Origin of the sequence: Ancylobacter aquaticus (assembly GCF_004339465.1) — a bacterium.
Lineage (GTDB): Bacteria > Pseudomonadota > Alphaproteobacteria > Rhizobiales > Xanthobacteraceae > Ancylobacter > Ancylobacter aquaticus.
In genome coordinates this window covers 251293-276453 of sequence record NZ_SMFY01000003.1, presented here as the reverse complement: position 1 = coordinate 276453, position 25161 = coordinate 251293, and the positions used below count along the sequence as shown (strand labels likewise).

At 67.5% G+C, this 25161-nt stretch carries 21 protein-coding genes; 14 read left to right on the top strand and 7 right to left on the bottom strand.

Annotation, left to right across the window (positions count from 1 at the left end; genetic code table 11):
- Window positions 1-192 precede the first annotated feature (192 nt).
- From EV667_RS17255 to EV667_RS17240, 4 genes are read left to right on the top strand one after another with little or no spacing between them, the layout of a single operon-like run.
- Entirely contained in the window at window positions 193-756 is a 564-nt protein-coding gene (locus tag EV667_RS17255) for a sigma-70 family RNA polymerase sigma factor (RefSeq protein ID WP_131836585.1), read from the top strand.
- Complete coding sequence (locus EV667_RS17250; protein ID WP_131836584.1) at window positions 753-1427, top strand: ChrR family anti-sigma-E factor; 675 nt, start codon at window positions 753-755, stop codon at window positions 1425-1427. Before EV667_RS17255 ends, EV667_RS17250 begins: the two co-directional genes overlap by 4 nt.
- 3 nt (window positions 1428-1430) lie before the next feature.
- Window positions 1431-2312 (top strand): alpha/beta hydrolase, encoded by an 882-nt coding sequence (locus tag EV667_RS17245; protein ID WP_131836583.1) that lies wholly within the window; start codon window positions 1431-1433, stop codon window positions 2310-2312.
- The gene (locus EV667_RS17240) at window positions 2309-3115 is read left to right on the top strand and encodes a DUF1295 domain-containing protein (RefSeq protein WP_131836582.1); all 807 of its coding nucleotides are present in this window, start codon (window positions 2309-2311) and stop codon (window positions 3113-3115) included. Before EV667_RS17245 ends, EV667_RS17240 begins: the two co-directional genes overlap by 4 nt.
- Here the strand turns inward: EV667_RS17240 and EV667_RS17235 are convergent.
- Window positions 3105-3506 carry a DUF2177 family protein gene (locus tag EV667_RS17235; protein WP_131836581.1) on the bottom strand — a complete coding sequence of 134 codons (402 nt, stop codon included), beginning with the start codon at window positions 3504-3506 and terminating at the stop codon, window positions 3105-3107. The two genes, EV667_RS17240 and EV667_RS17235, sit on opposite strands and share 11 nt — an antisense overlap.
- A gap of 167 nt (window positions 3507-3673) precedes the next feature.
- Between EV667_RS17235 and EV667_RS17230 the strand changes: the two genes are divergently transcribed.
- From EV667_RS17230 to EV667_RS17215, 4 genes are all read left to right on the top strand, one after another.
- Window positions 3674-4171 (top strand): YciE/YciF ferroxidase family protein, encoded by a 498-nt coding sequence (locus tag EV667_RS17230; protein ID WP_131836580.1) that lies wholly within the window; start codon window positions 3674-3676, stop codon window positions 4169-4171.
- A 357-nt stretch (window positions 4172-4528) separates the two neighbouring features.
- Complete coding sequence (locus EV667_RS17225) at window positions 4529-6871, top strand: glucose/quinate/shikimate family membrane-bound PQQ-dependent dehydrogenase (protein ID WP_131836579.1); 2343 nt, start codon at window positions 4529-4531, stop codon at window positions 6869-6871.
- A gap of 135 nt (window positions 6872-7006) precedes the next feature.
- Entirely contained in the window at window positions 7007-8341 is a 1335-nt protein-coding gene (locus EV667_RS17220; RefSeq protein WP_207907790.1) for an NAD(P)/FAD-dependent oxidoreductase, read from the top strand.
- Between the two features lie 391 nt (window positions 8342-8732).
- Window positions 8733-9011 carry a hypothetical protein gene (locus EV667_RS17215; protein WP_131836577.1) on the top strand — a complete coding sequence of 93 codons (279 nt, stop codon included), beginning with the start codon at window positions 8733-8735 and terminating at the stop codon, window positions 9009-9011.
- A gap of 61 nt (window positions 9012-9072) precedes the next feature.
- Here EV667_RS17215 and EV667_RS17210 read toward each other — a convergent pair whose 3' ends face one another.
- The gene (locus EV667_RS17210) at window positions 9073-11427 is read right to left on the bottom strand and encodes an acetamidase/formamidase family protein (RefSeq protein ID WP_131836576.1); all 2355 of its coding nucleotides are present in this window, start codon (window positions 11425-11427) and stop codon (window positions 9073-9075) included.
- 292 nt (window positions 11428-11719) lie between these two features.
- On the opposite strand from EV667_RS17210, the gene EV667_RS17205 reads away from it, so the two are divergent.
- The 6 genes from EV667_RS17205 (at window position 11720) to EV667_RS17180 (ending at window position 19070) form a co-directional block, all read left to right on the top strand.
- Window positions 11720-12814 carry a TRAP transporter substrate-binding protein gene (locus tag EV667_RS17205; RefSeq protein ID WP_131836575.1) on the top strand — a complete coding sequence of 365 codons (1095 nt, stop codon included), beginning with the start codon at window positions 11720-11722 and terminating at the stop codon, window positions 12812-12814.
- Entirely contained in the window at window positions 12811-13359 is a 549-nt protein-coding gene (locus tag EV667_RS17200) for a TRAP transporter small permease subunit (RefSeq protein WP_131836574.1), read from the top strand. The genes EV667_RS17205 and EV667_RS17200 overlap by 4 nt, the downstream gene beginning before the upstream one ends.
- Window positions 13346-14671, top strand: coding sequence for a TRAP transporter large permease (locus EV667_RS17195; protein WP_131836573.1), 1326 nt, complete (start codon window positions 13346-13348; stop codon window positions 14669-14671). The genes EV667_RS17200 and EV667_RS17195 overlap by 14 nt, the downstream gene beginning before the upstream one ends.
- A gap of 15 nt (window positions 14672-14686) precedes the next feature.
- Window positions 14687-16276, top strand: coding sequence for a gamma-glutamyltransferase family protein (locus EV667_RS17190; protein ID WP_131836572.1), 1590 nt, complete (start codon window positions 14687-14689; stop codon window positions 16274-16276).
- 141 nt (window positions 16277-16417) lie between these two features.
- Window positions 16418-17746 (top strand): NAD(P)/FAD-dependent oxidoreductase, encoded by a 1329-nt coding sequence (locus EV667_RS17185; protein ID WP_131836571.1) that lies wholly within the window; start codon window positions 16418-16420, stop codon window positions 17744-17746.
- Between the two features lie 28 nt (window positions 17747-17774).
- Window positions 17775-19070 (top strand): NAD(P)/FAD-dependent oxidoreductase, encoded by a 1296-nt coding sequence (locus EV667_RS17180; RefSeq protein ID WP_131836570.1) that lies wholly within the window; start codon window positions 17775-17777, stop codon window positions 19068-19070.
- A 12-nt stretch (window positions 19071-19082) separates the two neighbouring features.
- On the opposite strand, the gene EV667_RS17175 is transcribed toward EV667_RS17180, so the two are convergent.
- The 5 genes from EV667_RS17175 to EV667_RS17155 all read right to left on the bottom strand — a co-directional run bounded on the left by EV667_RS17175 (window position 19083) and on the right by EV667_RS17155 (window position 25144).
- The gene (locus EV667_RS17175; RefSeq protein ID WP_131836569.1) at window positions 19083-19910 is read right to left on the bottom strand and encodes an ABC transporter permease; all 828 of its coding nucleotides are present in this window, start codon (window positions 19908-19910) and stop codon (window positions 19083-19085) included.
- Window positions 19911-19915: 5 nt separating this feature from the next.
- Window positions 19916-21172, bottom strand: coding sequence for an ABC transporter permease (locus EV667_RS17170; protein ID WP_131836568.1), 1257 nt, complete (start codon window positions 21170-21172; stop codon window positions 19916-19918).
- A gap of 168 nt (window positions 21173-21340) precedes the next feature.
- Window positions 21341-22399 carry an ABC transporter substrate-binding protein gene (locus tag EV667_RS17165; RefSeq protein ID WP_425359043.1) on the bottom strand — a complete coding sequence of 353 codons (1059 nt, stop codon included), beginning with the start codon at window positions 22397-22399 and terminating at the stop codon, window positions 21341-21343.
- Window positions 22400-22452: 53 nt separating this feature from the next.
- The gene (locus tag EV667_RS17160) at window positions 22453-23556 is read right to left on the bottom strand and encodes an ABC transporter ATP-binding protein (RefSeq protein WP_131836567.1); all 1104 of its coding nucleotides are present in this window, start codon (window positions 23554-23556) and stop codon (window positions 22453-22455) included.
- 652 nt (window positions 23557-24208) lie between these two features.
- On the bottom strand, window positions 24209-25144 hold the full coding sequence (locus EV667_RS17155) for an acetamidase/formamidase family protein (protein WP_131836566.1): 936 nt from the start codon (window positions 25142-25144) through the stop codon (window positions 24209-24211).
- Window positions 25145-25161: the final 17 nt, after the last annotated feature.

Here is a 25161-nt window from a genome sequence, read left to right as displayed (position 1 = left end):
AGCGGTGGAGCGGCAGGCGAAGGTTGTCTACTGTGTACGTCGCCGGCACGGCGCTGGATCACTCGCGGGCGGATGATCCGGCGGCAAAGCCGGTGCGTAGAAGGGTTCATGAATGCCTCGCTCGAACATGCCCGAACCGCAGAGCCACGCGCGGCCTCGCCCCTGCGGCGGAGGCCGGAGGTGACGCGACTGATGAAAGACGATGGCGTGCCGGACGGCGCAGAGCTGGCGCGGCTGATCGGCATGGTCGCCACCGAGCGCGACCGGCAGGCCTATGCGCGCCTCTACAGCTATTTTGCCCCGCGCCTGAACGCCTTTCTGAGGAAGTCCGGACTGCCGTCCAATACGGCGGAGGAGATCGCCCAGGAGGTGATGCTCTCAGTCTGGCGCAAGGCGTCCTATTTCGACCCCGCGCGGGCCGGGGCGGCGACATGGATATTCACCATCGCCCGCAATCTGCGAATCGATCACCTGCGGCGGATCAGGACTGCCGCCGTCGGCGAGGACGAGCAAGGCGAGATCGAGACCGCGCCCTCAGGTGAGACGCTGCTGCTGACAGCGGAGCGCGAGGCCCGGGTGCGCGAGGCGCTGAAGACGCTCTCCGCCGAACAGGCCACCGTGCTGCGCCTGTCCTTCTTCAGCGAGAAGGCGCATTCGGAGATCGCCCGCGAGCTCGGCCTGCCGCTCGGCACCGTCAAATCCCGCGTGCGCCTTGCCCTCGGGCGGCTGCGCGTTCTGCTGGAAGGCCAATCATGACGATCCGTCATCACGCGACCGATGAAACGCTGATGCGCTATGCCGCCGGGCAACTGCCCGCCGGGCCGGCACGGGTGCTCGCGGTGCATCTCGCCGGCTGCCCGTGCTGCCGTTCGCGCCTTGCCGAGTTCGACGCTGTCGGCGGCGCGCTGCTGGAGGCGATGCCCCCGGCCCCCATGGCGCCCGATGCCTTTGCCGCCGCGTTGCGCGCTATCGACGCGCAGGAACACGCCCTCCCGGCGGCACCGTTTCTGGCGCGCGACGCGAAGGCGGAGGTGCCGGCGGCACTGCCCGGCGGCGTACCCCTGCCCGCCGCGCTGCGCGACTGCGAGATCGGCCCCTGGCGTTGGATCGGCCTCGGCGTGCGGGCGAGCGCGGTGAAGCTGCCGGAAGATCGGCAGGCCCGGCTGACGCTGCTGCGCATCGGTCCCGGCCGCAAGATGCCCGATCACGGCCATGTCGGCACCGAATTCACCCAGGTGATTTCCGGCTCCTTCTCCGATGGCTACGGCCGCTACGGGCCGGGCGACCTCAGCGAGATGGACCAGGAGATCGAGCACCAGCCGATCGTCGATCCCGATGGCGAGTGCATCTGCCTCGCCGCGCTGGAGGGCAGCATGCGGCTGAACGGCTTCTTCGGCCGGCTCGTCCAGCCCTTCGTCAGGCTCTAGCGGATGCGCGCCGCCCTTCTGCTGGTTGCCGCCCTGCTGAGCACGGGCGCCGCCCGCGCCGCCGAGGGGCCAGCCGCCGTGCTGAACGCGCTCTCCCGGCTTGAGCCGGTGCGCGTCACCGAGAACATCGCTTATGCCGATGGCCCGAGGCACCGGCTGGACGTTTACGCACCGACATTCGGCGCGACGCAGGGCCTGCAGGTGGTGGTGTTCTTCTATGGCGGTAGCTGGGATTCTGGCGACCGCGCCATGTACCGCTTCGTCGGCGCTGCGCTGGCCGCCCGGGGCATGGTCGTCGTTATTCCCGACTACCGGCTCTATCCCGAGGTGCGCTTTCCCGCGTTTCTGGAGGATGGTGCGCGGGCGGTGCAATGGGCCCGCGCCAATGCCGCCGCCTATGGTGGCGACCCTTCCCGCCTCATCCTCATGGGTCATTCCGCCGGCGCCCAGATCGCCGCCATGCTCGCCTTCGACCGGCAGTGGCTCGGCGCTGTGCGGCTCGATCCACGCCGCGACGTGGCCGGGCTTGTGGGGCTCGCCGGGCCTTATGATTTCCTGCCGCTGGAAAGCGCCACGCTAAAGAAAATCTTCGGTCCTCCGGCCGGGCGCGAGCGCAGCCAGCCGATAAACTTCGTCACCGGCGAGGCGCCGCCCGCCTTTCTCGCCACCGGCGCCCGGGACACCACCGTCGATCCCGGCAACAGCAAGCGCCTCGCCGCGCGCATCCGCGCAAAGGGCGGCGAGGCGACGCTCAAGGTCTATGACAGGCCTGACCACCGGCTGATCCTGGGCGCGCTCTCCCCGCCGCTGCGCCTCGTCGCCCCGGTGCTGGACGATGTGACCGGCTTCGTGCGCCAGCTGTCGCAGCGCGAGGCAGGCCGGTGACGCTGCTCACGCCCTTCGCCGCGCTCGCCCTCGGCCTCAGCCTTGCCATGGCGGCGGCGTGGTGGGCGGCCGAGCGCAGCGGCAATCATGGCTGGGTGGACACGGTGTGGTCCTATGCTACCGGGGCCGCCGGCGTAGTCGCCGCGCTGATGCCGCTTGGCGGCGATCCCTGGGCGCCGCGCCAGCTTCTGGTGGCAGTGCTGGTCGCGCTCTGGTCGGCACGGCTCGGCACACATATCCTTGGGCGTACGCTGCGCGGCCATGACGATCTGCGCTATGCCGACCTGCGCCGGCAATGGGGCGCGGCGGCTTCAAAAAGGCTTTTCCTGTTCCTGCAGGTCCAGGCTCTGGCCGGGCTTGCTCTGGCAGTGGCCGTCGCAGCGGCGGCGCACAATCCCCTGCCCTTCTGGCGGGCGGGCGATGGACTCGGCGCCGCGCTGTTCCTGGCCGCCGTCGCAGGCGCGGCCATCGCCGACCGGCAATTGGCGCGCTTTCGCAGCGACCCGGAAAATCACGGTCGGGTGTGCGCCGCCGGGCTATGGGGAATGACGCGTCACCCGAATTACTTCTTCGAGTGGCTTGGGTGGATGGCCTATCCCGCCATCGCGCTGTCCCTTAGCTATCTCCCGGGCTTCGCGGCCTTTCTCGCACCCGCGCTGATGTATGTGCTGCTGGTCCATGCGTCCGGCATCCCCCCGACGGAAGCGCACATGCTGCGATCCCGGGGCGAGGCATTTCGAGCCTACCAACACCGCGTCAACGCCTTCTGGCCCGGCTGGCCCCGCCGCTCGCCTAGTCGATAACGGCGCGGGTGATCAGCATACCGGCCGTGGTGGCGAGGGCGGTGAGCAGCGTTCCCCAGGCGAGATCGATCGCCGTCATTGCCGCCGGCCAGTTGCGCAGCGTCGCATGGTTGGTGAGGTCGTAGGTGCCGTAAGCCACCAGGCCGAGGAAAGCGCCGAGCGCCAGCGCCGTGGTCCAGCGGCCCGAGGCCAGCGCGGGCTGCACCGCGAACACCACCACGCCGGCAATGTAGAGCACATAGAACAGAACGGCCGGCGGCCAGTTCGGCTGCTCGGCCATCAATTCGCCGATCAGCGGCCGGTAGACCCGGCTCGACATGAAGCCCAGCCAGAGCGCGTCAAGCGCGAGGAAGACAAGCCCTGTCGATGCGTAAGCGACGATGAACTGCATGTGCGCGCCCCCTGGAGCGATCGGGTGATGCAACCGGGTACGGCCCGCCGCGGCAGGCGGATCAGTTGGCGCCCGCAGCGTGAAAAGCCGACCCCGAAGGCGGGAACGAAGCGCGGTGCGCGCGGTTGTCCGCGCAGGCTTGGGACATCACGCAATGGAGAGCGACAATGGCCGAGAAAAACCTCGAAACGCTGTTTCACGAAACGCTGAAAGATATCTATTACGCCGAGCGCAAGATCCTGAAGGCGCTGCCGAAAATGGCGCGCGGCGCACAGTCGCCGGAACTCAAGGCGGCCTTCGAGAAGCACCGCGACGAAACAGAAGGCCAGATCGAGCGCCTGCAGCAGGTGTTCGAGCTCATCGGCAAGCGCCCGCAGGGCAAGACCTGCGCCGCCATCGAGGGCATTCTTGAAGAGGGCGAGGAAATCCTCGAAGAATTCAAGGGCCAGCCCGCTCTCGACGCCGGCCTCACCGCTGCGGCGCAGGCGGTGGAGCACTATGAAATAGCCCGCTACGGCACGCTGAAGCGCTGGGCGCAGGTTCTCGGCATGAAAGACGCCGTCAAGCTGCTGGACGCCACGCTGAAGGAAGAGTCGATGACCGACGACGCCCTCACCAAGCTGGCCGACCAGGTCGCCAACCAGAAGGCGCTCAAGGCGGCGTGACGCGGCAGTTGCCGCCGCAGACGCGGACAGGCGGCTTGTTCTGTGCTGGATATCCCGGCGCGGGCTTCGGTCCCGCGCCGGCTAATAAACGACACCCCACACCCGCAGTAACCTGAGCAAACCCGCCCGCGCCGTCGCGGTAACTCCGTCATCCGGCTGTGCGCCGGAGGGTATGACGCGAGGCCACGCCCCCTTTGCGCCTCTGAAAGGGAACGCATCGCCCGCCGGCCGGTTAGTCCAACGCACGCGCAGGCTTCCCTCGGGCCGAGTCCTTCGTGATGAGCGATGGTTCCGGCCAGTCTTTATGTCCCGGGTCGGGCGCCACGCACCGTATCTCTGGACCTAAAGGCTGGCTTCATGCGCTTCCCAACTCTCACTGTGGCCACAGCCATACTGATCGCGCTCGTCGGGCTTTGTCTCGCCGGCGGCGGACTATGGCTGGTGAGCCTTGGCGGCAGTTGGTTCTATGCAGCGCTCGGCCTCGCACTTCTCCTCTGCGCGACCCTGGTCGGGCGGGCCCGTCCGGCGGCACGCCTCGTCTTTGCCGGGGCGCTGGCCGCAACGCTGGGCTGGGCGCTGTGGGAGACGGGGCTTGACTGGTGGCCGCTAGCAACGCGCGGCGGGCTGGTGGTCCTGCTCGGCCTGTGGCTGCTGACCCCGTGGGCGCTGGGCGGACAGCGCCGCTGGGACGGCGCGCGGATCGCCCTTGCTGTTACGCTTCTGGTCTGCATCGGTGTCGCCGGCACAGCGATGCTGCGCGATCCGCATGCCATTGAGGGGCGGCTGCAGGCGCAGACGGACGGGGCGACGATCCCCGCCGGAAACGTGCCCGACGGCGAATGGCACCATTACGGCCGCACGCTCGCCGGCCAGCGCTACACGCCGCTGGCGCAGGTGACGCCGGAGAATGTCGGCCAGATGGAGGTGGCGTGGACCTACCGCACCGGCGATGTGCGCGGCCCCGACGACGTGGCCGAGACCACCTATCAGGTCACGCCGCTCAAGATCGGGGCGCTGCTCTACCTGTGCACCCCGCACCATATCGCCATCGCCCTCGACGCCGAGACCGGCGAGGAGCGCTGGCGTTTCGACGCAAATGACGGGCTCGACCCCAACCGCCAGCACCAGACCTGCCGCGGCCTGTCCTACTACCGCGACGCCAGCGTCATCGAAACCGACATGGCGGCAGCCCCGGCCTGCACGGCGCGGGTCTATCTGCCCACCTCCGATGCACGGCTGATCGCGCTCGACGCCCTGACCGGCGCGACCTGCTCCGACTTCGGCGACAAGGGCACGGTGAATCTGTGGGCCAATATGCCCCACCAGAAGAGCGGCTTCTATTATTCCACCTCGCCGCCGACGATCGTGAATGATCGCCTGATCATCGGCGGCTCGGTGAACGACAATTACGATATGGAATCGCCCTCCGGTGTCATCCGCGCCTATGACGCGATGACCGGAGACCTGCTGTGGGCGTGGGATTCCGGCAATCCCGACCGCACCACGCCGCTTGGCCCGGACGAGACCTACACCGCCAACTCTCCCAATAGCTGGTCGGTGTTCAGCGCCGACCCGTCCCTCGGCCTCGTCTACATCCCGCTCGGCAATGCCACGCCCGACCAGCTGGGAATGGACCGCAGCTCGGCGGTGGAACGCTTTTCCTCCTCGGTCGTCGCGCTCGACATTGCGAGCGGCGCGGTGCGCTGGGTGTTCCAGACCGTGCATCACGACCTCTGGGACATGGACGTACCGGCCCAGCCGGTACTCATCGACCTGACAACCGCCGAAGGCACTACGCCCGCGCTGGTGCAGGCGACCAAGCAGGGCGACATTTATGTTCTCGACCGGCGCAGCGGCGCGCCGGTTCTTCCGGTCAGCGAGGTCCCCGCGCCGGGCGGCGCTATCGAAGGGGACTGGACGGCGCCGACTCAGCCGGTTTCGGCGCTGAGCTTCTCCCCTGCGCCGCTGCGCGAGAGCGACATGTGGGGCGCGAGCCTGCTGGACCAGCTTGCCTGTCGCATCATGTTCCGCCAGATGCGCTATGAGGGCCGCTACACACCGCCCTCGCTGGAGGGCACTCTGGTCTATCCCGGCAATTTCGGCACCTTCAACTGGGGCTCGGTGGCGGTCGATCCGGTGCGCCAGATTCTGTTCGGCATGCCGACCTATCTCGCCTTCACCTCACAATTGGTACCCTCGGACGACATCGACGCCGACGAGCAGGTGAATGCCGGTGAGGCGGGGCTGAACGTGAACGCCGGCGGCGAATACGGCGTGCGGATGGGGCCCTTCGTCTCGCCGCTCGGCCTGCCGTGCCAGGCGCCGCCCTGGGGTCTTGTCGCGGGAGTGGACCTCAGGACCGGCGCCAAGGCCTGGATGCACAGGAACGGCACCATCCGCGACGCGGGACCGTTCCCTCTGCCGCCGATCCCGATGGGCGTTCCCGGCATTGGCGGGCCGCTGCTCACGGCCTCGGGCGTCGCCTTCCTCGCCGCCACCATCGACGACTATATCCGCGCCTATGATGTCACCACCGGCACCCAGCTCTGGCAGCAGCGCCTTCCGGCGGGTGGCCAGGCGACCCCGATGAGCTATGAGGCGGGCGGGCGCCAGTTCGTCGTCCAGGTGGCCGGCGGCCACGGCTCGATCGGCACCAGGGCCGGCGACCATGTGATCGCTTATACGCTGCCGCCGCGATAGCCGGCCGGCCCTTCGTATTGCCGCCAAATCCGTGCGACGGTATCATTCGGCGCGCGCGAAACTATCACGCCCAGCGAATGCCTCGCCCCGCGACGAACAGGGCGAAGAGACGATCGCCAAACGGAGTTGGACAGCGTGACAGAGCGCGAGGCGACGGAGACACCGCCTTCCACCCGCCCCCATGTGGTCATTGTCGGCGCCGGCTTCGGCGGGCTGCAGGCCGCGCGAGGGCTTGCCCGGGCGCCGGTGAATGTGACGCTGATCGATCGGCATAATTATCACTGTTTCCAGCCGCTGCTCTATCAAGTCGCCACCGCCACGCTCTCGCCGGCCGATATCGCCTGGCCGATCCGTCACATTCTCTCCCGCCAGACCAACATCACCATGCTGATGGCGCGGGCGGAGGGCGTGGACCGCGACCGCCGCGAATTGCTCACCAGCGAAGGCCCGCTTGCCTTCGATTTCCTCGTTCTGGCCACGGGGGCGACGCACTCCTATTTCGGGCATGAGGAATGGGCGCGCTACGCCCCGGGGCTGAAGGATATCGAGGACGCCACCCAGTTGCGCCGGCGTATCCTGCTGGCCTTCGAGCGAGCCGAGGTCGCTTCCGATCCGGAGACCCGTAGACGGCTACTGACCTTCGCCATCGTTGGCGGAGGTCCCACGGGGGTCGAACTTGCCGGGTCCATCGCCGAGATTTCCAGTCACGCTCTGGCCCCCGATTTCAAGCGCGTCGATCCGCGCACCGCGCGCATCCTGCTGATCGAGGCGGGCGAGCAGCTGCTTCCGGCGCTGCCGGCGCGGTTGTCCGCCCATGCGCGCGAACGGCTTGAGGCGATGGGCGTGGAGGTGCTCACGGGTCGGCCGGTCATCGACATCGGGCCTGACCACGTCACGCTCGAAGGGGGCAAGAGCGTGTCCGTTTCGACCAAGATCTGGGCGGCCGGGGTGCGCGCCTCGCCGGCGGCGCAATGGCTCGGCGCCGACGCCGATCGCGCCGGGCGGTGCTGCGTCAAGCCCGATCTCAGCGTGCCGGGCGATCCGGACATCTTCGTCATCGGCGATGCCGCCGCGATCGTAGACAGCGAGGGCAAGCCGGTGCCCGGTATCGGGCCCGCCGCCAAGCAGATGGGCGATCACGTCGCCCGGGTTATCAAGGCGCGACTGGCCGGCAGCCCGTCCCCCACCTTCCGCTACCGACACGCCGGCGACCTCGCCACCATCGGGCGCAACGCCGCCGTGGTGAAGCTGGGACGCTTTGAACTAACGGGGTTTCTTGGCTGGATATTCTGGGGCCTCGTGCATGTCTATTTCCTCGTCGGCGCCCGCAACCGCATCGCCGTCGCGACGTCCTGGCTGTGGAACTATGTCACCTATCAGCGCGCGGCACGGCTGATCACCGGCGATGTCGAGACCCCGCCCGTGGGCGAGCTGGAGCGGGACGGGCGGAGCCTGCATCCGCCGAACTGAGCGGGCCGGCGCTCCCTGCGCATCACCGCCCGTTCGGAGCGCTCCCGCCGCTGGCGTGCGGACCCGGATCAATTTCTTGGCAAAAGCGGCGGGCCAGATTGCCGAATGCCGTGACCCGCGCGCCCATCACCTCAGCCCATGCCGCTGACGGTCAACCGGTTTCGCTGTTCTTTAAACAGGATAGCCGACAAGGCCGCGAACGGCCGGCGCGCGGCTTGCGATAGCGCCGGTAATCGCAGTGCCGGTCCGTAGAGGTATCTCAGGCCCACCGGCGTTACGCCGGGCATGTTACACTTTGTCATCGTCGGTGAACACAAGCAGGCTGGCGACTGAGAGATCACGGGGCGGTTCTCGTTGCGCTTTCGCAAAACTCCATGGGAGGAGCCTGCGCATGTCTTTCGAGATGTCCGAAACCGTCAACCCGACCGAGTTTGTCGACGCGCTCGCCGGGGCCGCCTATGAACCCGAGGACGTCGCCCTGCTCGACACCGTGTTCGCCCGGGCATGCGGCCAAGTGTCCGAACGGCTGGTCATCGGCGAGGGAATTCGCAGCCTTCTGGCCTTCGCCATTCTCGAAGGGGCGAAGTCCGGGCTGCGCGACCCCGAGCACCTCACCTCCTTCGCCCTGCGCGCCCTGCCGAGTTTTCGCGCGCAGGAGCGGCAGCGCTGAGACCGCGCCGACCGGATCGATTCAATCTGATCGGGTCGCTCTACATGTTCGGATCGTGCGGTTACTCACCCGGCGGCTCGAAGATCGCCTTCGACACCCTGGCATGAATGCCCCAATTTCCGTCGGCGACCTGGGTGACGCCGAAATCGACCGCCACCGACATCAGCGAAATCGCCTCGTCCTCGTCCAGCCCGTAGCGTTCCATCAGGAAGTTGCGGGTGGCACGAAAGGCGCTGCGTAGCGCCCGGCTGAGCGAGGAGCGCTTGAACACTTCGGACTGGGCGTTGCGACCCAGTTCCCTGAGATAGTTGGTGTAGCTGAAGCCGTGCAGCAGCCAGGCATCCGGCGTCTCGATGAGCGGTGCCGCCAACCCGTTGAGAAACACCTTCTCCGTCTCGCCGCGCTTGTGCAGGACGAGGCGCACCTGCCCGGTCAGCGAGCATTCCAGCGCCGTGCCGCTGATCTCGCCATCGCCCTGCGCCAGATGCGGATCGCCGAGCGAGAGCAGCGCCCCCGGCACCGCCACCGGGAGATAGACACTCGCGCCCTTTCCCGCCCGCCAATTGTCGATATTGCCGCCGAAATAGCCGGGCGGCACGGAATCGACGATGTCGGTCTCGCGCGGGGCGACCGCGATGAAGCCGAAATGCGGGCGCACCGGGATGCGGGCGCCCTTGAGCACGCCCTCGCGCTTCTCGATGCGGGCATGGTCCACCGGCACGCCGGGATAGTCGATCGTCTCGTGCAGCACGCCGAACGGGTCGGTCTGCGGCACCCAGCGGAAGGAATAGATCGCCTCGGCGAAGCCGCTCTCGCCGGCCGCGTCGGTGCGGTAGACCGTGATCACCTCGCGTTTGCGCGGCTCGTCGAGAATATCGTCATGGTGGAAGCCCCAGGCCGCCGCGGCATTGGAGCCGAAGGCCTGCCCCGTATAGGCCGGGTTGGCGCAGGGGCGCGGGCGCAGATCGAGAATCTCCACCTCCAGCACGTCGCCCGGCTCGGCGCCGTGGACGAAGATCGGCCCGGTGCAGATGTGCACGCCAAAACCCTCGCCAGCCCCGCGCCCGAAAATGGAGGCGTTGACCGGGCCGGCGCCGCGCCGGTCCACCGCCTTGAAATCGCGCGTCCAGCGAAACACGCTCTCGGCGCCGGCATCGCCCTGGATCATCCGCTCCGGATCGTCCGAGGCGTGCTGGGTCAGGGTCTCGACCGTGACACGGGCGCCCGAGCGCACGCGCAGCACCGGCGGGATGGTGCGGGAGAGATAGCCCCAATGCACCGTGTCGCGCGTCACAGCCAGATAGTGTTCGCCGGGCGCACCCGCCTCCGGAGACGCAGGGGTGGCGACATCCGGCGGGGTCGTGTCCAGCCCGACAGCGTCCGGGGTGGCGGGAGCGGCGGCGTGCGGACCGGGTCGCACCGGGCGCGAGCCCGAATGCATCGGGCGCCCGCGCGTCCAACGGGTCGCGACGGTCGAGCCGGCGGTTTTGCGGTAGTCGCGCGGCGAAATGGCGTAGGCGGCACTGAACACCCGGCTGAAATGCGCCTGATCGCCAAAACCCCAGCGAAAACCAATCTCGGCGATGGAACGGTCGGCATGCTGGGGGTTGACCAGATCGAGCCGGCACTGTTCCAGCCGGCGATGGCGCACATAGTCGGAGAAGGAACGGTCCTGCCCCTCGAACAAGCGCTGGATGTAACGTGCCGACAGGCCCTCGGCCTTGGCGATGTCGGCGACCGAAAGGTCCGGCTCCCGCAGCCGCGCTTCGATCTGCCCGCACACCCGGGCGAAATGGGCGGCCTGAACCTGAGTAGCGTTGTCTTCCTCCGGCCGGGCCTCGGCCAGCAGGGCGGAAAGGACAAGTTCGGTGATGGCCGGCTCGGCCGCCATCACGTCGCCATCCTCCATCATCGCGAAATGGGCCGCTAGGGCACGCATCATGGGGCGGGCGGCGAGCGCGGAAATGGATTCGCCGAGCACCAACGTCGGCACGCTGGCGGCGCGACCAAGGCGCCCCACCAGCCGCTCGCGCGGCAGGCGCAGCAGCAGCAACTCGAAATCATTGCGGAACTGCACCGAGAACCGCGTCGTCGGATCGCAGACCCACAGATCGCCATCCGCGAACTCCGCCGCGCGGCGGCCGGAATCGGTGAGGTGGCCACGGCCATAATTGACGAAGCCGATCAGGATCTGCGGCTCGGCATCGACCAGCGGGGAAAGGTCCTGCGCCCGCGAGCGCAGCAGGGCGAAGGTGGCCTGGGTCGGCGACCTCTTGATCGACACCTCGCCGAAATGGAACACCGCATCCTTCGGCATCCGCGCCACTAGAGCGAGGTCGGCCAGCGTCTCGCGCCAGGCGGCTTCCTGCTTGCTGGCGGGAAAGGCGTTGATCGAAATCGGAGCGGCGCGGTTCATGTGCGGCGGTCTACACGGTGAGTGGCCATCTTCGCAGTGAAGCACTTTGACGAACGGCGCACAAAAACTTGTCGCGCTCCAGAGGTCGACGGCCGCACAATATCGCGTCACTTCTCCGTAACTAACGGGCTTCATTGCGATAACGCCTCGGCCGGCGGAGATTGCGAAGCAGCCATGCTGCGCCATTGCCCCCAATGGGGCATTGCCCCTCCCCTCAGGGCAGCGTTTCCTTGAGCCTGATCAGGGCGCGCCGCAGGCTCAGGCAGCGCCCCATCCAGACAAGGGGAACAACATGGATCGCCGTGGATTTCTGGGGGCCGGCCTTGCCGGCACCGCCGCTGCCGTCACGCTCGCCGCGCCGCACGTCGCCCGCGCCCAGGAGACGTTCAGCTGGAAGATGACCAATGCCTATGGTCCCGGCGCGCCCTTCTATGTCACCGGCCCGGGCAGCCCGACCTATTTCTGCGAGCTGGTCGACAAGATGTCGAGCGGTCGCCTCAAGATTCAGCATTTCGCGGCTGGCGAGCTGATTCCGGCGCTTGAGGGCTTCGATGCGGTGTCGTCCGGCACGGTCGAGATGAACGCCGCCAACTCGTATTTCTGGGCGGGCAAGGTGCCTGCCGCGCAGTTCTTCACCTGCGTGCCGTTCGGCCTGAACTTCCAGGGTCAGAACGCCTGGATCTACCATGGCGGCGGCCTCCAGCTCTGGGAAGAGCTCTACGACCCCTTCAATCTCGTGCCGATGCCGCTGGGCAATACCGGCGTGCAGATGTCCGGCTGGTTCCGCAATCCGATCGAGAAGGTCGAGGATTTCAAGGGCCTCAAGATGCGCATCCCCGGCCTCGCCGGGAAGGTCTATTCCCAGCTCGGCGTCGACGTGAAGCTGCTGCCCGGCGGCGAGATCTTCCCGGCGCTGGAGCGCGGCGTGATCGACGCCGCCGAGTTCGTCGGCCCCTATCAGGACCGGCGCCTCGGCCTGCAGAAGGCCGCCAAGTATTACTACACCACCGGCTGGCACGAGCCGAACAATGTCACCGAACTGATCGTCAACAAGACCGCCTGGAACTCGCTGCCCGACGACCTCAAGGAGATCGTCCGCGTCGCCGCCGCCGCCTGCAACGTCATCAGCCACACCTGGTGCGAGGCGACCAATGGCGAGGCGATGGTCGATCTGGTGCAGAACCAGGGCGTGATCGCCGGGCCCTACCCGAAGCCGGTGGTCGACAAGCTGCGCGAAGTCACGACCACCACGTTGCAGCAGCTCGCCGATTCCGACCCGAAGATCAAGAAGGTGTATGACAGCTTCACCGCCTTCGCCGAAAAGCACAGCCAGTGGGCTGGCCTCTCGGAAGCCGTCTACCAGACCCAGATCCGCAGGGGCTCATGACCTCCGCACTGGAAAAATGCGCCCGCGGCCTCGACGCCATCGTCGAGGCCTGCGGCTGGGTTGCGGCGTGGACGGGCTTCGCGCTCGTCCTCGTCATGGCCGGCAATGTGTTGATGCGCTACGCCTTCAACACCGGCTCGGTGGCGATGCAGGAGCTGGAATGGCACCTGATGGCACCGTTGACGCTGCTGTGCATCGCCTACACGATCAAGCATGAAGGCCATGTACGGGTAGACATTCTCTATGCCCGCCTGCCCTTGCGCGTGCGCCAAGGGATCGACCTGTTCTCGGCGCTGAGCGTGGTGGCGCTGTCGGTCATCATCATCTTCCTGTCTTGGCGCTACGTGATGCAGTCCTACCGCATCGGCGAAGGCTCGCCCGATCCCGGAGGGCTACCCTATCGCTTCATCATCAAGGCGATGATCCCGGCCGGCTTCGTGCTGCTGCTCCTCCAGAGCCTTGCTGCCACGCTGCGCGCGCTCCTCCCCTTCCTCGGCGGGGAGGCCGAGCCTCCCGCGCAGGTGCCTGCCAATGCCGTACAATGAAATCCTGGCGATCGCCTGCATCGCCTCCTTCTTCGTCATGCTGCTCATCGGCGTGCCGGTGGCCCTCACTCTGGCGATTAGTGGCTTCTTCTTCGGCTGGCTCGGCTTCGGCACCACGCTGTTCGGCCTGCTGCCGGCGCGCATATACGGCGTCACGGCCAACTACACGCTGATCGCCATTCCGCTCTTCGTGTTCATGGGCGTGATGCTGGAGAAGTCGCGCCTCGCCGACGAGCTGATGGAGGTGATCGGTCATCTCTCGGGCAGCCTGCGCGGCGGCATGGGGCTCGGCATCGTGCTGGTCGGCATGCTGATGGGCGCCACCACGGGCATTGTCGGCGCCACCATCGTCACGCTGGGCCTGCTCACATTGCCTACCCTCCTGCGGCGCGGCTATGACCGCAGCCTCTCCTGCGGCGCCATCTGCGCTTCCGGAACGCTCGGCCAGCTCATCCCGCCCTCGACCATCCTCATCCTGCTCGCCGACATTCTCGGCGAATCCGTCGGCACACTGTTCGCCGCCGCCCTCATGCCCGGACTGATGCTCACCGGCATCTTCTGCGTGTACATGCTGCTGGTCGGCGTCATCTGGCCGGAAAAAGTGCCCGCGATCCCGCTTGCGGAGCGTCAGGCGATGCCGCGCGGCGAGCTGTGGCTGAAGGCACTGAAGGTCGGCCTGCCACCAATCGGTCTCGTGCTCGCCGTGCTCGGCTCTATCATCGGCGGCGTCGCCGCGCCGACGGAAGCCGCCAGCATGGGTGCGCTCGGCTCTATTCTCGTCGCCGCCTTCGCCCGCCGTTTCACGCTGAAGACGCTGGTCGACACGGTGCAGACCACAGCGCGCATCACCGCCATGATGTTCTTCGTGCTCATCTGCTCGCAGGTTTTCGCGCTGACCTTCAGGGGCCTCGGGGGTGAGCGGCTGGTGCACGACGCCTTCGCTATGGTGCCGGGTGGCACCGATGGCATTCTCATTTTCATGCTGCTCATCATCTTCGTGCTCGGCTTCTTCATCGAGTGGATCGAGATCAGCTACATCGTTGTACCGATGTTCCTGCCGCTGCTGATCAACGCCAATGTCGACCTCATCTGGGCCGCCGCGCTGATTGCCACCGTGCTGCAGACCTCGTTCCTCACCCCGCCCTTCGGCTGGGCGCTGTTCTATCTGCGCGGGGTGGCGCCACCCGAGGTGACGACCGCCGAAATCTACCGGGGCGTCATTCCCTTTATCGCCCTGCAGATCTGCGCCGTGGCGCTGCTCTTCACCTTCCCTGCGGTAGCGACTTGGCTGCCGAAGGCGATCGGCTGGTAGCCGGAGTTCCGTGACATGCTGAATACCGTTCGTGCCCGCCGTGGCATGGTGACATCGCCGCACCATCTCGCCAGCGAGGCGGGGCTGCGCGTGCTGCGCGAGGGCGGCAATGCGGTGGAAGCGACCATGGCCATGGCGGCGGCGCTCGCTGTCGTCTATCCCCACATGACCGCCATCGGCGGCGACGGATTCTGGCTGATCGGCGCGCCGGGCGAGGAGCCCGTCGCCATCGACGCCTGCAGCCGGGCCGCGAGGGCGGCGAGCCCGGAGCTTTATTTCGACGCCGGGCATGAGGCGATCCCCCAGCGCGGGCCGCTTGCTGCCAACACTACCGCCGGCACCATCGCCGGTTGGGGCGAGGCGCTGGCGCTGAGCGTCGAGCGCGGCGGCAGGCTACCGCTGTCGCGCCTCGTCGAAGACGCGGTCTGGCACGCCCGCAACGGCTTCGCCGTCACCGCCAGCCAGAGCGAACTGACGGCGGAGAAGCGCCCCGAATTGGGCCACGTCTCGGGCTTCGCCGACACCTTCCTGGTGAACGGCGCCGCCCCGGCGACCGGATCGACCCTGAAGCTGCCGGCGCTGGGCGAGACCCTGCACCGGCTGGGCAATGAGGGCACCGAGAGCTTCTATCGCGGCGCCCTGGCGCGCGAGATCGCCCATGATCTAGCGGCCGCCGGCTCGCCGGTGACACTGGAAGACCTCGCCGGCTGCCGGGCCAGCCGGGTGGCGCCGCTGTCGGTGAAGCTTCCGGGCATGCGGCTCTACAATTTCCCCCCGCCGACGCAGGGGCTGGCCTCGCTCATGATCCTCGCTCTGTTCAGCCGGCTCCGCGTGAGGGAGGGCGAGGATTTCGCGCATCTGCACGGACTGGTTGAGGCGACCAAGCAGGCTTTTCTGGTGCGCGACTGCCTCATCGGCGATCCCGACGCGATGACCGGCGATCCGCGCGACTGGCTGACCGATACCGCGCTCGACGACCTTGCCGCCCGCATCGACCCCGCGCGCGCCCTGCCCTGGCCGGCGCCGCCGTCGGCCGGCGACACGGTCTGGCTCGGCGCCATTGACGGCAACGGGCTGGCGGTCAGCTTCATCCAGAGCATCTATTTCGAGTTCGGCTCCGGCGTCGTGCTGCCGCAAACCGGCATCGTCTGGCAGAATCGCGGCTCAAGCTTCGCCCTCAAAGGCGAGAGCCCCCGCGTGCTGGCGCCCGGCCGCAAGCCGTTCCACACCCTTAACCCGGCCATGGCGCAGTTCGAGGACGGCCGTCACATGGTCTACGGCACCATGGGTGGCGAGGGTCAGCCGCAGACGCAGGCCGCGCTGTTCTCGCGCTACGCGATGTTCGGGCAGGAGCTGCAGGCGGCGATCACCGCGCCGCGTTGGCTTCTGGGGCGCACCTGGGGCGCGGAAACGGTGTCGCTGAAGCTGGAGGACCGCTTCCCGCCGGCTCTCGTCGACGCGCTGCGCGCGGCTGGGCACGAGGTGGAGACGGTGGCGCCCTTCGACGCCATGATGGGCCATGCCGGGGCCATCGTGCGCCAGTCCGATGGGCGGCTGGAGGGGGCGAATGACCCCCGCAGCGACGGCGCAGCGATGGGGTTCTGAGGCGCGAACGGGTGGCAAGGGTGCCGCGATTGGGCATGGCGCGAAATGAGCCATCGCCACTGGCACCGCTTTTGCTAACCTTGGAGCCCCGGCTGTGCGTGTGCAGGACGGGGCGTTCTTACCCCGTTCGAGTTAGCCCCTATGGGACCCCAGGTCGTACCCGTCGCTTCCGACCCCACCTGCCCGCCCGACGCCGATGTGGTGATCGTCGGAGGTGGCATAATCGGCACCACCAGCGCGCTCTATCTCGCCGAACGCGGCCTCAAGGTCGTTCTCTGCGAGAAGGGGCACATTGCCGGCGAACAATCCAGCCGCAACTGGGGCTGGTGCCGGCAGGCCAAGCGTGACCCGCGCGAGTTCGAGCTGATCCGCGAGGCGCTGCGCCTGTGGCGCGGCATGGACGCGCATATCGGCGCCTCCACCGGCTTCACCACCACAGGCATTCTCTTCGCCGCCAATGACGCGAAGAAGGAGGCCTCCTTCGCCGACTGGGTGAGGGACGCCGCCGGGGCGGGCATTCAGGCCGAGATGCTCTCCGGCGCAGCGCTCGCGCACCATATGCCCGGCGATACCCGGCCCCCGCCCGCCGCGCTCTGGTGCTCCTCCGACGGACGGGCGGAACCGCAGCGGGCTGCGCCTGCCATCGCCGAGGCGGCGCGCCGGCGCGGCGCCCTCATCCTCACCGATTGCGCGGTGCGGGGCGTCGAGACCGGCGGTGGAAAGGTGATCGCCGCTATCACCGAGCGCGGGCGAATCGCCACGCCCCATGTCGTGGTCGCCGGCGGGGCGTGGACCCGGCGCATCCTGCGCGATGTCGGCATCGACCTGCCGCAGTTGAAGGTGCGCGCCAGCGTGCTGCGCACCTCGCCAGTGGCGGGCGGCCCGACACCGGCGCTGTGGGACCATGATTTCGCCTTCCGGCGCCGGGAGGATGGCGGCTACACCATCGCCAACGGCCATGTGAACGTGGTGCCGATCGTGCCGGACAGTTTCCGCTTCGCCTTCGACTTCCTGCCCGCATTGCGGATGGAATTCGCCTCGGTCCGGCTGCGCCTCGGCCCGCGCTTCGTCACCGAATGGCGGGAGCGCGCGCGGCGCACCTTCGATGAACCTTCGGTCTACGAGGCGGTGCGGGTGCTCGATCCTGCCCCGGACAACCATTATCTCGCAGAGGCATTCGCAGCGCTTCAGCGACGCTTCCCCGCCTTCGCGGGAGCGCGGATGGTGCAGAGCTGGGCCGGCTTCATCGACGCAACGCCGGATGCGGTGCCGGTCATTTCCCCTGTCGACACGGTGTCCGGCCTTGTCGTCGCCGCCGGCTTCTCCGGCCACGGCTTCGGCATCGGGCCGGGCGCCGGCCATCTGGTCGCCGATCTCGTCACCGGCGCCCGGCCGATCGCCGACCCGCAGCCCTACCGCCTGTCGCGCTTCTTCGACGGCTCGCGCCCGCGCCCCATGGCCGGACTGTGAGGATGTCACCCCCGAGCGGAGACCTCTGATGGTCGAGACCCTTGCCCGTCGCCCCATGCCGCGTTCGCTCTATCGGCAAACGGCGCCCCCGCCGCCGGAGACCGCTGCCCTTGCAGGCGACATCACCGCGCAGGTCGTGATCGTCGGCGGCGGCTTCACCGGCCTCTCCGCCGCGCTGCATCTCGCCGAGGCCGGCGTCGACACCGTCGTGCTGGAAGCCAGCCAGATCGGCTGGGGCGCTTCGGGGCGCAATGGCGGGCAGGTCAATCCGGGTCTCAAATGGGAACCGGACGAGCTGGAACGTACTTTCGGCGCCGATCTCGGCGGGCGGATGGTGCGCCTCGGCGATCAGGCCCCTGCCCTCGTGTTCGATCTCATCGCCCGCCACGGCATCGACTGTGCCCCCCGGCGTGGCGGCACGTTGCGCGCGGCCTTGTCCGCGCGTGTGGCTGCGGATGTGCGCGACTTCCAGCGCCAATGGGTGGGCCGGGGCGCCGATGTGGTGATCGCCGAGCGCAAGGAGATGGCCTGCCTTACCGGCACCGGCGACTATCTTCTCGGCGCCCATGACCGGCGCGGCGGGCAGGTGAACCCGCTCGCCTATTGCCGCGGCCTCGCCAGGGCGGCACAGAAGGCGGGCGCCCGCCTTTTCACCGGCACGCCGGCCACCCGGCTCGCCCGCAGCGCCGGGGGGTGGGAGCTTTCCACGCCGACCGGCCTTGTGCGGGCCGAGCGGGTGATCCTCGCCACCAATGGCTATAGCGACGATCTCTGGCCGGGGCTGCGGCGCAGCGTGGTCCCGGTCTATTCCTCGATCACCGCCACCGAGCCTCTGCCGCCCGATCTTGCGGCGCCCATCATGCCGAACGGCGTCGTGCTCTACGAGATGTCGTCGTCCTATGCGTATTACCGTCTCGACGATGCCGGCCGCTTCATCATGGGCGGGCGCAGCCTGCTGCGGCCGGCCACCGCGCCGGAGGATTTTCGCGCGCTGGTGGATCATGCCACCCGGCTGTTCCCGGTGCTGAAGGCGGTGGAATGGACCCATCGCTGGAACGGACAGGTCGCCGTCACCCGGGATGTCCTGCCGCATCTGCACGAACCGGAGCCGGGGCTTACCATCGGGCTCGGCTATAATGGCCGCGGCGTTGCCATGGCGACAGCGACCGGCCGCATGCTGGCGCGGCACGCCACCGGCGGCGGACGGGAGGCGCTCGACCTCCCCGTCACCCGCATCCGGCCGATCCTCGGCCATGCCGCCTGGCCGCTGGCGGTGAAGGCCCGGCTGAAATGGGACCGGCTGCGCGAAACTTTCGACCGCTGACGGCGCGCCGCGTCAGGCCCCGGTGCCGCGCAGGCGTTCCGAGCGCCGCCGCAGCAGCTCCAGCGTCAGCATCAGCAGCGCCGCGAAGATGACCAGCAGCGTGGCGGCGGCGGTGATGGTCGGCGAGATCTGCTCGCGAATGCCGGAGAACATCTGGCGCGGCAGGGTGCGCTGGTCCGGGCTGGCGAGGAACAGCGCCACCACCACCTCGTCCCAGGAGGTGACGAATGCGAACAGCGCGCCGGACGTCACGCCCGGAGCGATCAACGGCAGGGTAATGGTGCGGAACGCCGTCCAGGGCGAGGCGCCGAGCGAGGCGGCGGCGCGGGTCAGCGTGCGGTCGAAGCCGGTGAGCGTCGCGGTCACGGTGATGACGACAAAGGGCGTGCCGAGAATGGCATGGGCCAGAATGAGGCCGAGATAGGTATTGTTCAGCCCCACGGCGGCGAAGCCGAAGAACATCGCCACCGCCACGATCACCACAGGCACGATCATCGGCGAGATCAGGATCGACAGGATAAGCCCGGCAAAGGGCACATTGCCCCGCGACAGGCCGAGCGCGGCGAGCGTGCCGAGCCCGGTGGCGATCAGTGTGGCGAACACCGCGACGATGCCGCTGTTCTGCAGCGCGATGCGCCAGCGCTCGTCGGTAAAGAAGTCGATATACCAGCGCAGGCTGAGGCCCGGCAGCGGATAGGTGAACCAGGGCTCACTGGAAAATGAAAGCGGCATGATCACCAGGATCGGGCCGATCAGGAACAGGAAAACCACGCCGCAAAAAAGAGCGAAGAAGAAGTAGAAGAGCTTTTCGCGCGGCGTCGCATAAGAGGGTGCCAGCATGTTGATCAGCCCAGCTTTACCTTGTCGATTCCGACGACACGATTAAACAGCGCATAGAGCGCCAGAGTTATCAGCAGCAAGATGGCGCCGAGCGCCGAGGCCTGCCCCCAGTTCATCTCGCGATTGGTGTAGAGCGCGACGAAATAGCTGACCATCTGGTCCTGCGGCCCGCCGACCAGCGCCGGGGTGATGTAGTAGCCGAGCGACAGGATGAAGGTGAGCAGGCAGCCGGCGCCGACGCCCGGCAGGGTCTGCGGCATGTAGACGGAGACGAAAGCGGTCAGCGGCCCGGCGCCCAGCGAGCGCGCGGCCCGCAGATGCGAGGCGGGGATCGACTTCATCACCGAATAGATCGGCAGGATGGTGAAGGGCAGCTGGATATGCGTCATCGCCAGCACGGTGCCGAAACGGTTGAAGATCAGCTGCACCCGCTCGGTGGTCAGGTTCAGCGCCAGCAGGATGTCGTTGAGCACGCCATTGCTCTGGAGCAGCACGATCCACGCGGTGGTCCGCACCAGGATCGAGGTGGTAAAGGGTAGCAGCACAAGGATCATCAGCACATTGGCTCGGGCCGGCGGCAGGATCGCCAGCAGATGCGCCACGGGATAGCCGAGCACCAAGGTCGCCAGCGTCACCAGCAGGCTGATCCAGATCGTACGGATGAAGATGTCGATGAAGATCGACTGGTCGGGGGCATTGCGGCTGATGGCGCCTTCCGCGTCCTGGCGCAGGTCGAGCGAGGTGAGCAGATAATAGGGCGTCAGCGTGTTGCCCGCCCGCTTCATGATCGCCCAGAACTCCACCGATCCCCATTCGGGATCGCTGGCTATGAACTTCTCCCCCCACGGCCCACCGCCGCCGGCGTCGATCAGCCGACCGGCCTTGAGAAAGCGCGAGCGGGCGCCCGGCACCTCGTAGTTGATGCGCTTGCCGACCAGCGCGGTGGTCCGTTCCTTCTGCGTCTGCACCAGATCCTCGGCAAAGGCCGCGAAAACGTCCTCGCCGGGGGTGGCCTGGCCGTCCCATCCGTCCAACGCCGCGATGGTGCGGGGCATGGTCTCGCGGACCTCGGTATTCTCGACCGAACGCACCAGCATCAGCCCGATCGGCAGCGCGAACACCGCCAGCACGAACAGCAGCAGCGGAGCGACAAGCGAGAAGGAGCGCACGCGATTGACGCGCTCGGCGCGCCTGAGCTTGGTCTTGAGCGAGGTGCGGTCCACATCGGGTCCGGCATCGCCTTCCAGAGCGGTCACGGCCATGTCGAGATCCCCCTCGGCTGGTGCCGCGCCGTCCGTCCGACGGACGGCAGCGCGATCGGTTTCCGGCCGGGACACCGAGAGCCCCGGCCGCCATTTCCGGCCCGCCCCCGCAGGGGCCGGCCGGTCACATCGTGGCGCGGCGGGGATGCGCCCCCGCGACGCCCGCGATCACTGCGCGATCCAGGTGTTGAAGCGCTTCAGCAGCTCTTCCTTGTTGTCGCCCCAGAAGACCGGATCGTTGGCGAGCGCGGTCTTGGCATTGTCGGGCGCGGTCGGAAGGTCCTTGAGGATGTCGGGCGAGACCAGCGGGGTGGCGGCGAGCAGCGCCGGGCCATAGGAGATGTACTTGGTCTGCTCCGCCTGCGCCTCGGGGCTGGAGGCGAATTCGATGAACTTGTAGACCGCGTCGAGGTCCTTCACGCCCTTGGGAATCGCCCACAGATCGTAGTCGAGCAGTTGGCCGTCCCAGACGATCTTGAAGTTCTTCTTGTCCACCTTGTTGGCGTTGAAGATGCGTCCGTTCCAGGCGGTCGCCATCACCACTTCGCCCGAGGCGAGAAGCTGCGGCGGCTGGGCGCCGGCCTCCCACCACACGATGTCGCCCTTGATGGTGTCGAGCTTTTTGAAGGCGCGATCGACGCCTTCCTTGGTCTTCAGCGTCTCATAGACCTTGTCGGCGGGCACGCCGTCGGCCATCAGCGCGAATTCGAGATTGCCGAAGGGCGTCTTCTGCAGCGAGCGCTTGCCGGGCCATTTCTTGGTGTCGAACAGGCCGGCAAGGGTGGTCGGGCCGTCCTTAATCTTGTCGGCGTCATAGGCGTAGATCGTCGAATAGATGATGGTCGGGATGCCGCACTCGAAGGTCGAGCCCTTCACGAAGGCTGCCTCGCCTCCGAATTTGGAATAGTCGATCGGCGTCAGGAACCCCTCGTCGCAGCCCTGCTGGGCGGTGGCGGCGTCGACATCGACGGCATCCCAGGTCGTGTTGCCGGATTCGACCATGGCGCGGATGCGCGCGGCCTCGCCGTTATACTCTTCCTGGACGATCTTGGTGCCGGTCTTGGCCGTGTAGGGCTTGTAATAGGCCTCTTCCTGGCTGGTCTGGTAGGCGCCTCCCCAGGAGGTGATGGTGAGGCTGTCCGCCGCGAAGGCCGTGCCGCAGGTCGCGGAGAACGCGAGCGCGGAGAGGGTCAACGTCAGCGACTTGAGCGGCACGAGCGACTTCATCTGCATGGACTTTCCCTTTGGATCGGTTGGCGGGAGGCGTCTGGGGTCAGGCGTCAGGCCGCATCAAGGGCGCGGCAATCCTGCGCGCGCCATCCCAGCGGTATGCGGGAGCCGACAGCGAAGACCGGCCGGTCCTCGACATTGCCGATTTTCACGACCATATCGGCGCCGCTATCAAGCACGCAGCGAACGCGCACATGGTCTCCGAGGTAGATCATCTCGGCGACCACTGCCTCGAAATGGTTGTCGAGCGGACCGCCAGGCGGGGCGATCTTGACCCGTTCGGGACGGATCGAGAGCAGGCATTCCTCGCCCACCCGCGCCGCATCGGTGAGGGTGGCGGTAACGACATCGCCATTGGCGAGCACGACCGAGCACAGCGTGCCGTTTGCCGCCTCGATGCGGCCGGGAAGCCGGTTGTTCTCGCCGATGAACTGGGCGACGAAGGAATTGGCGGGGCTTTCATACAGTTCGGCCGGCGGGGCGACCTGCTGGATGATGCCGGCATTGAACACGGCGACGCGGTCCGACATGGTCAGCGCCTCGCTCTGGTCGTGGGTGACATAGACCACGGTGATGCCGAGGCGCTCATGCAGATGGCGGATTTCCATCTGCATGTGCTCGCGCAGCTGCTTGTCGAGCGCGCCGAGGGGCTCGTCCATCAGCACCAGCTTGGGCTCGAACACCAGCGCCCGGGCAAGCGCCACGCGCTGCTGCTGGCCGCCGGAGAGCTGGCCCGGCATGCGCGCGGCAAAACTGCCGAGGTGCACCATGTCGAGCGCCTTGGCGACGCGCTCCGTGATCTCCGCCTTCGGCCGTCCCCGCACTTTCAGGGGATAGCCGACATTCTGCGCCACGCTCATATGGGGAAACAGCGCGTAATTCTGGAACACCATGCCGATATTGCGCTTCTCAGGCGGCAGGGAATCGATGCGGGCGCCGTCGAGCATGATGTCGCCGGAGGTCGGCGTCTCGAAGCCGGCGAGCATCATCAGCGTCGTCGTCTTGCCCGAGCCCGATGGCCCCAGCATGGTGAGGAACTCGCCGCGACGGATGCGCAGGCTGAGGTCCTTCACCACCAGCACCTCTCCGTCATAGCTCTTCTGGACGCCGGCGAACTCGACGAAACTCTCGCTGGCACTCACCGGAAGCTTCATGGTTCCTCCTCAAGACATCGCCGCGCTGACGAACGATTCGTTCCCCACGCGGCCGCATCAGCCCTCAGGCATCTGCCGGATTCGCCCGAGGGGTACTCCCTGGCTTCCGCAAACCGCATGCCAAGCGGCACCAAGGGTGCCGGCCAACCAGCCCAGAAGAGAATAAATTCATTATTTTTCAATGGTTTGAGTTCTGCTGTGCGGCCCTTTTAAGGGCACACCGGCAAGGGCAGCCACCGCCGCAAGCGTGAAATCGCCGGAAGGGCGGGGCACGGAATACCGCGCGTCTGGTCCGTCGCGAGGCGACAGAAGTCGTTATTGATCAATAAATAGGCGCGCCTATTTTATAACTACACTCAGGTAGAAACCGTGCGGTTCCGCCGTTTTCACCGCCCCCGCCGCGCGCGAGACGGCGCGGGCCGGGGGAGGCTTCCGAGAGGGCGCACCGGGCGGCATGCCTGAATCGCCATATCCGCTGAACGCACGCGACCTTCGCCTAAGCCGGCGGCGGCAGGAGGGAAGAATGACCCTTTTCGATGCGCCCGGCGGGGTTGGGCCGCCGCTCCACTTTCAGAATGTGGGCGCCCAATCACAAAACGGCCCGGCCGCGGGCGCGGTCGGGCCGTCTCGATCTCGGCGGGTTGAGGCGCCTTCAGAGCAGCGATTTGGCCAGCAGCATGTGGACGCCCTTGTTACCGTCCACCATCTGCGTCACCCGCAGGTTTCCCGCCAGCGAGCACAGCATGTAGGCCTGGTTGCGCGAGAGGTTGGTGCGCTCGCATACATGCTTGACCATTTCGCGCGTCGCCTGCTTGGCGGCGTCGTCGAGATCCTCGTCGAGGCCGATCGACATCAGGTGCGTGGCACTCTCGGCAAAGGGCCAGTCGAGTCGCATGTCCTTGCGCAAAGTGAGGCGAAACGTGCCGGTGACGCCGGTTTCCAGCGCGGTAATACACACCTCGCCATCGCCCTGCACGCCATGCCCATCGCCGGCGAAGAACAGCGCGCCCTCGTTGAACACCGGCAGATAGAGCGTGGTGCCAGCGCGCAGTTCCTTGTTGTCCATGTTGCCGCCAAAGGCGCGCGGCACCGGCGAACCGCAGCGACCCCAGGCCGGCGGCGGGGCGGTGGCGATGATGCCGAAGAACGGGTCGAGCGGAATTTCCGTGCCCCACGGCATCACGCAGACATTTTTGGCGTGGTCGACCACGGGGTGGATGGTCTCGTAGTCGGTGAACTCGTCCGGCAGCGTGCCAAGCAGCGGCAGGATCGAGACGAAGCCCCAGTCCTGGCGCACCTTCACGTCGAGAATGTCCACCTGCAGCGTGTCGCCTGGCTGGGCGCCCTGCACATAGACCGGGCCGGTGATGAAATGGGGCCCCGGCCCCGGCGGCAGCGTGTCGAGCGCGGCCATGTAGTCGGCCGGAACCGGCAAATTGTCCGGCAGCGTCTCCTTGCCGCCAGCGGGGAAGGAATGCAGCGTCACCACGTCTCCCGAGGCCACCTCCAGCACCGGGGGCGTGGTGCTGTCGAGATAGCCCAGCACCATGTTCTCCGGCGTGGCGGGGATTTCGAAGCGGCGCGACATGGGGAACTCCTGAGCTG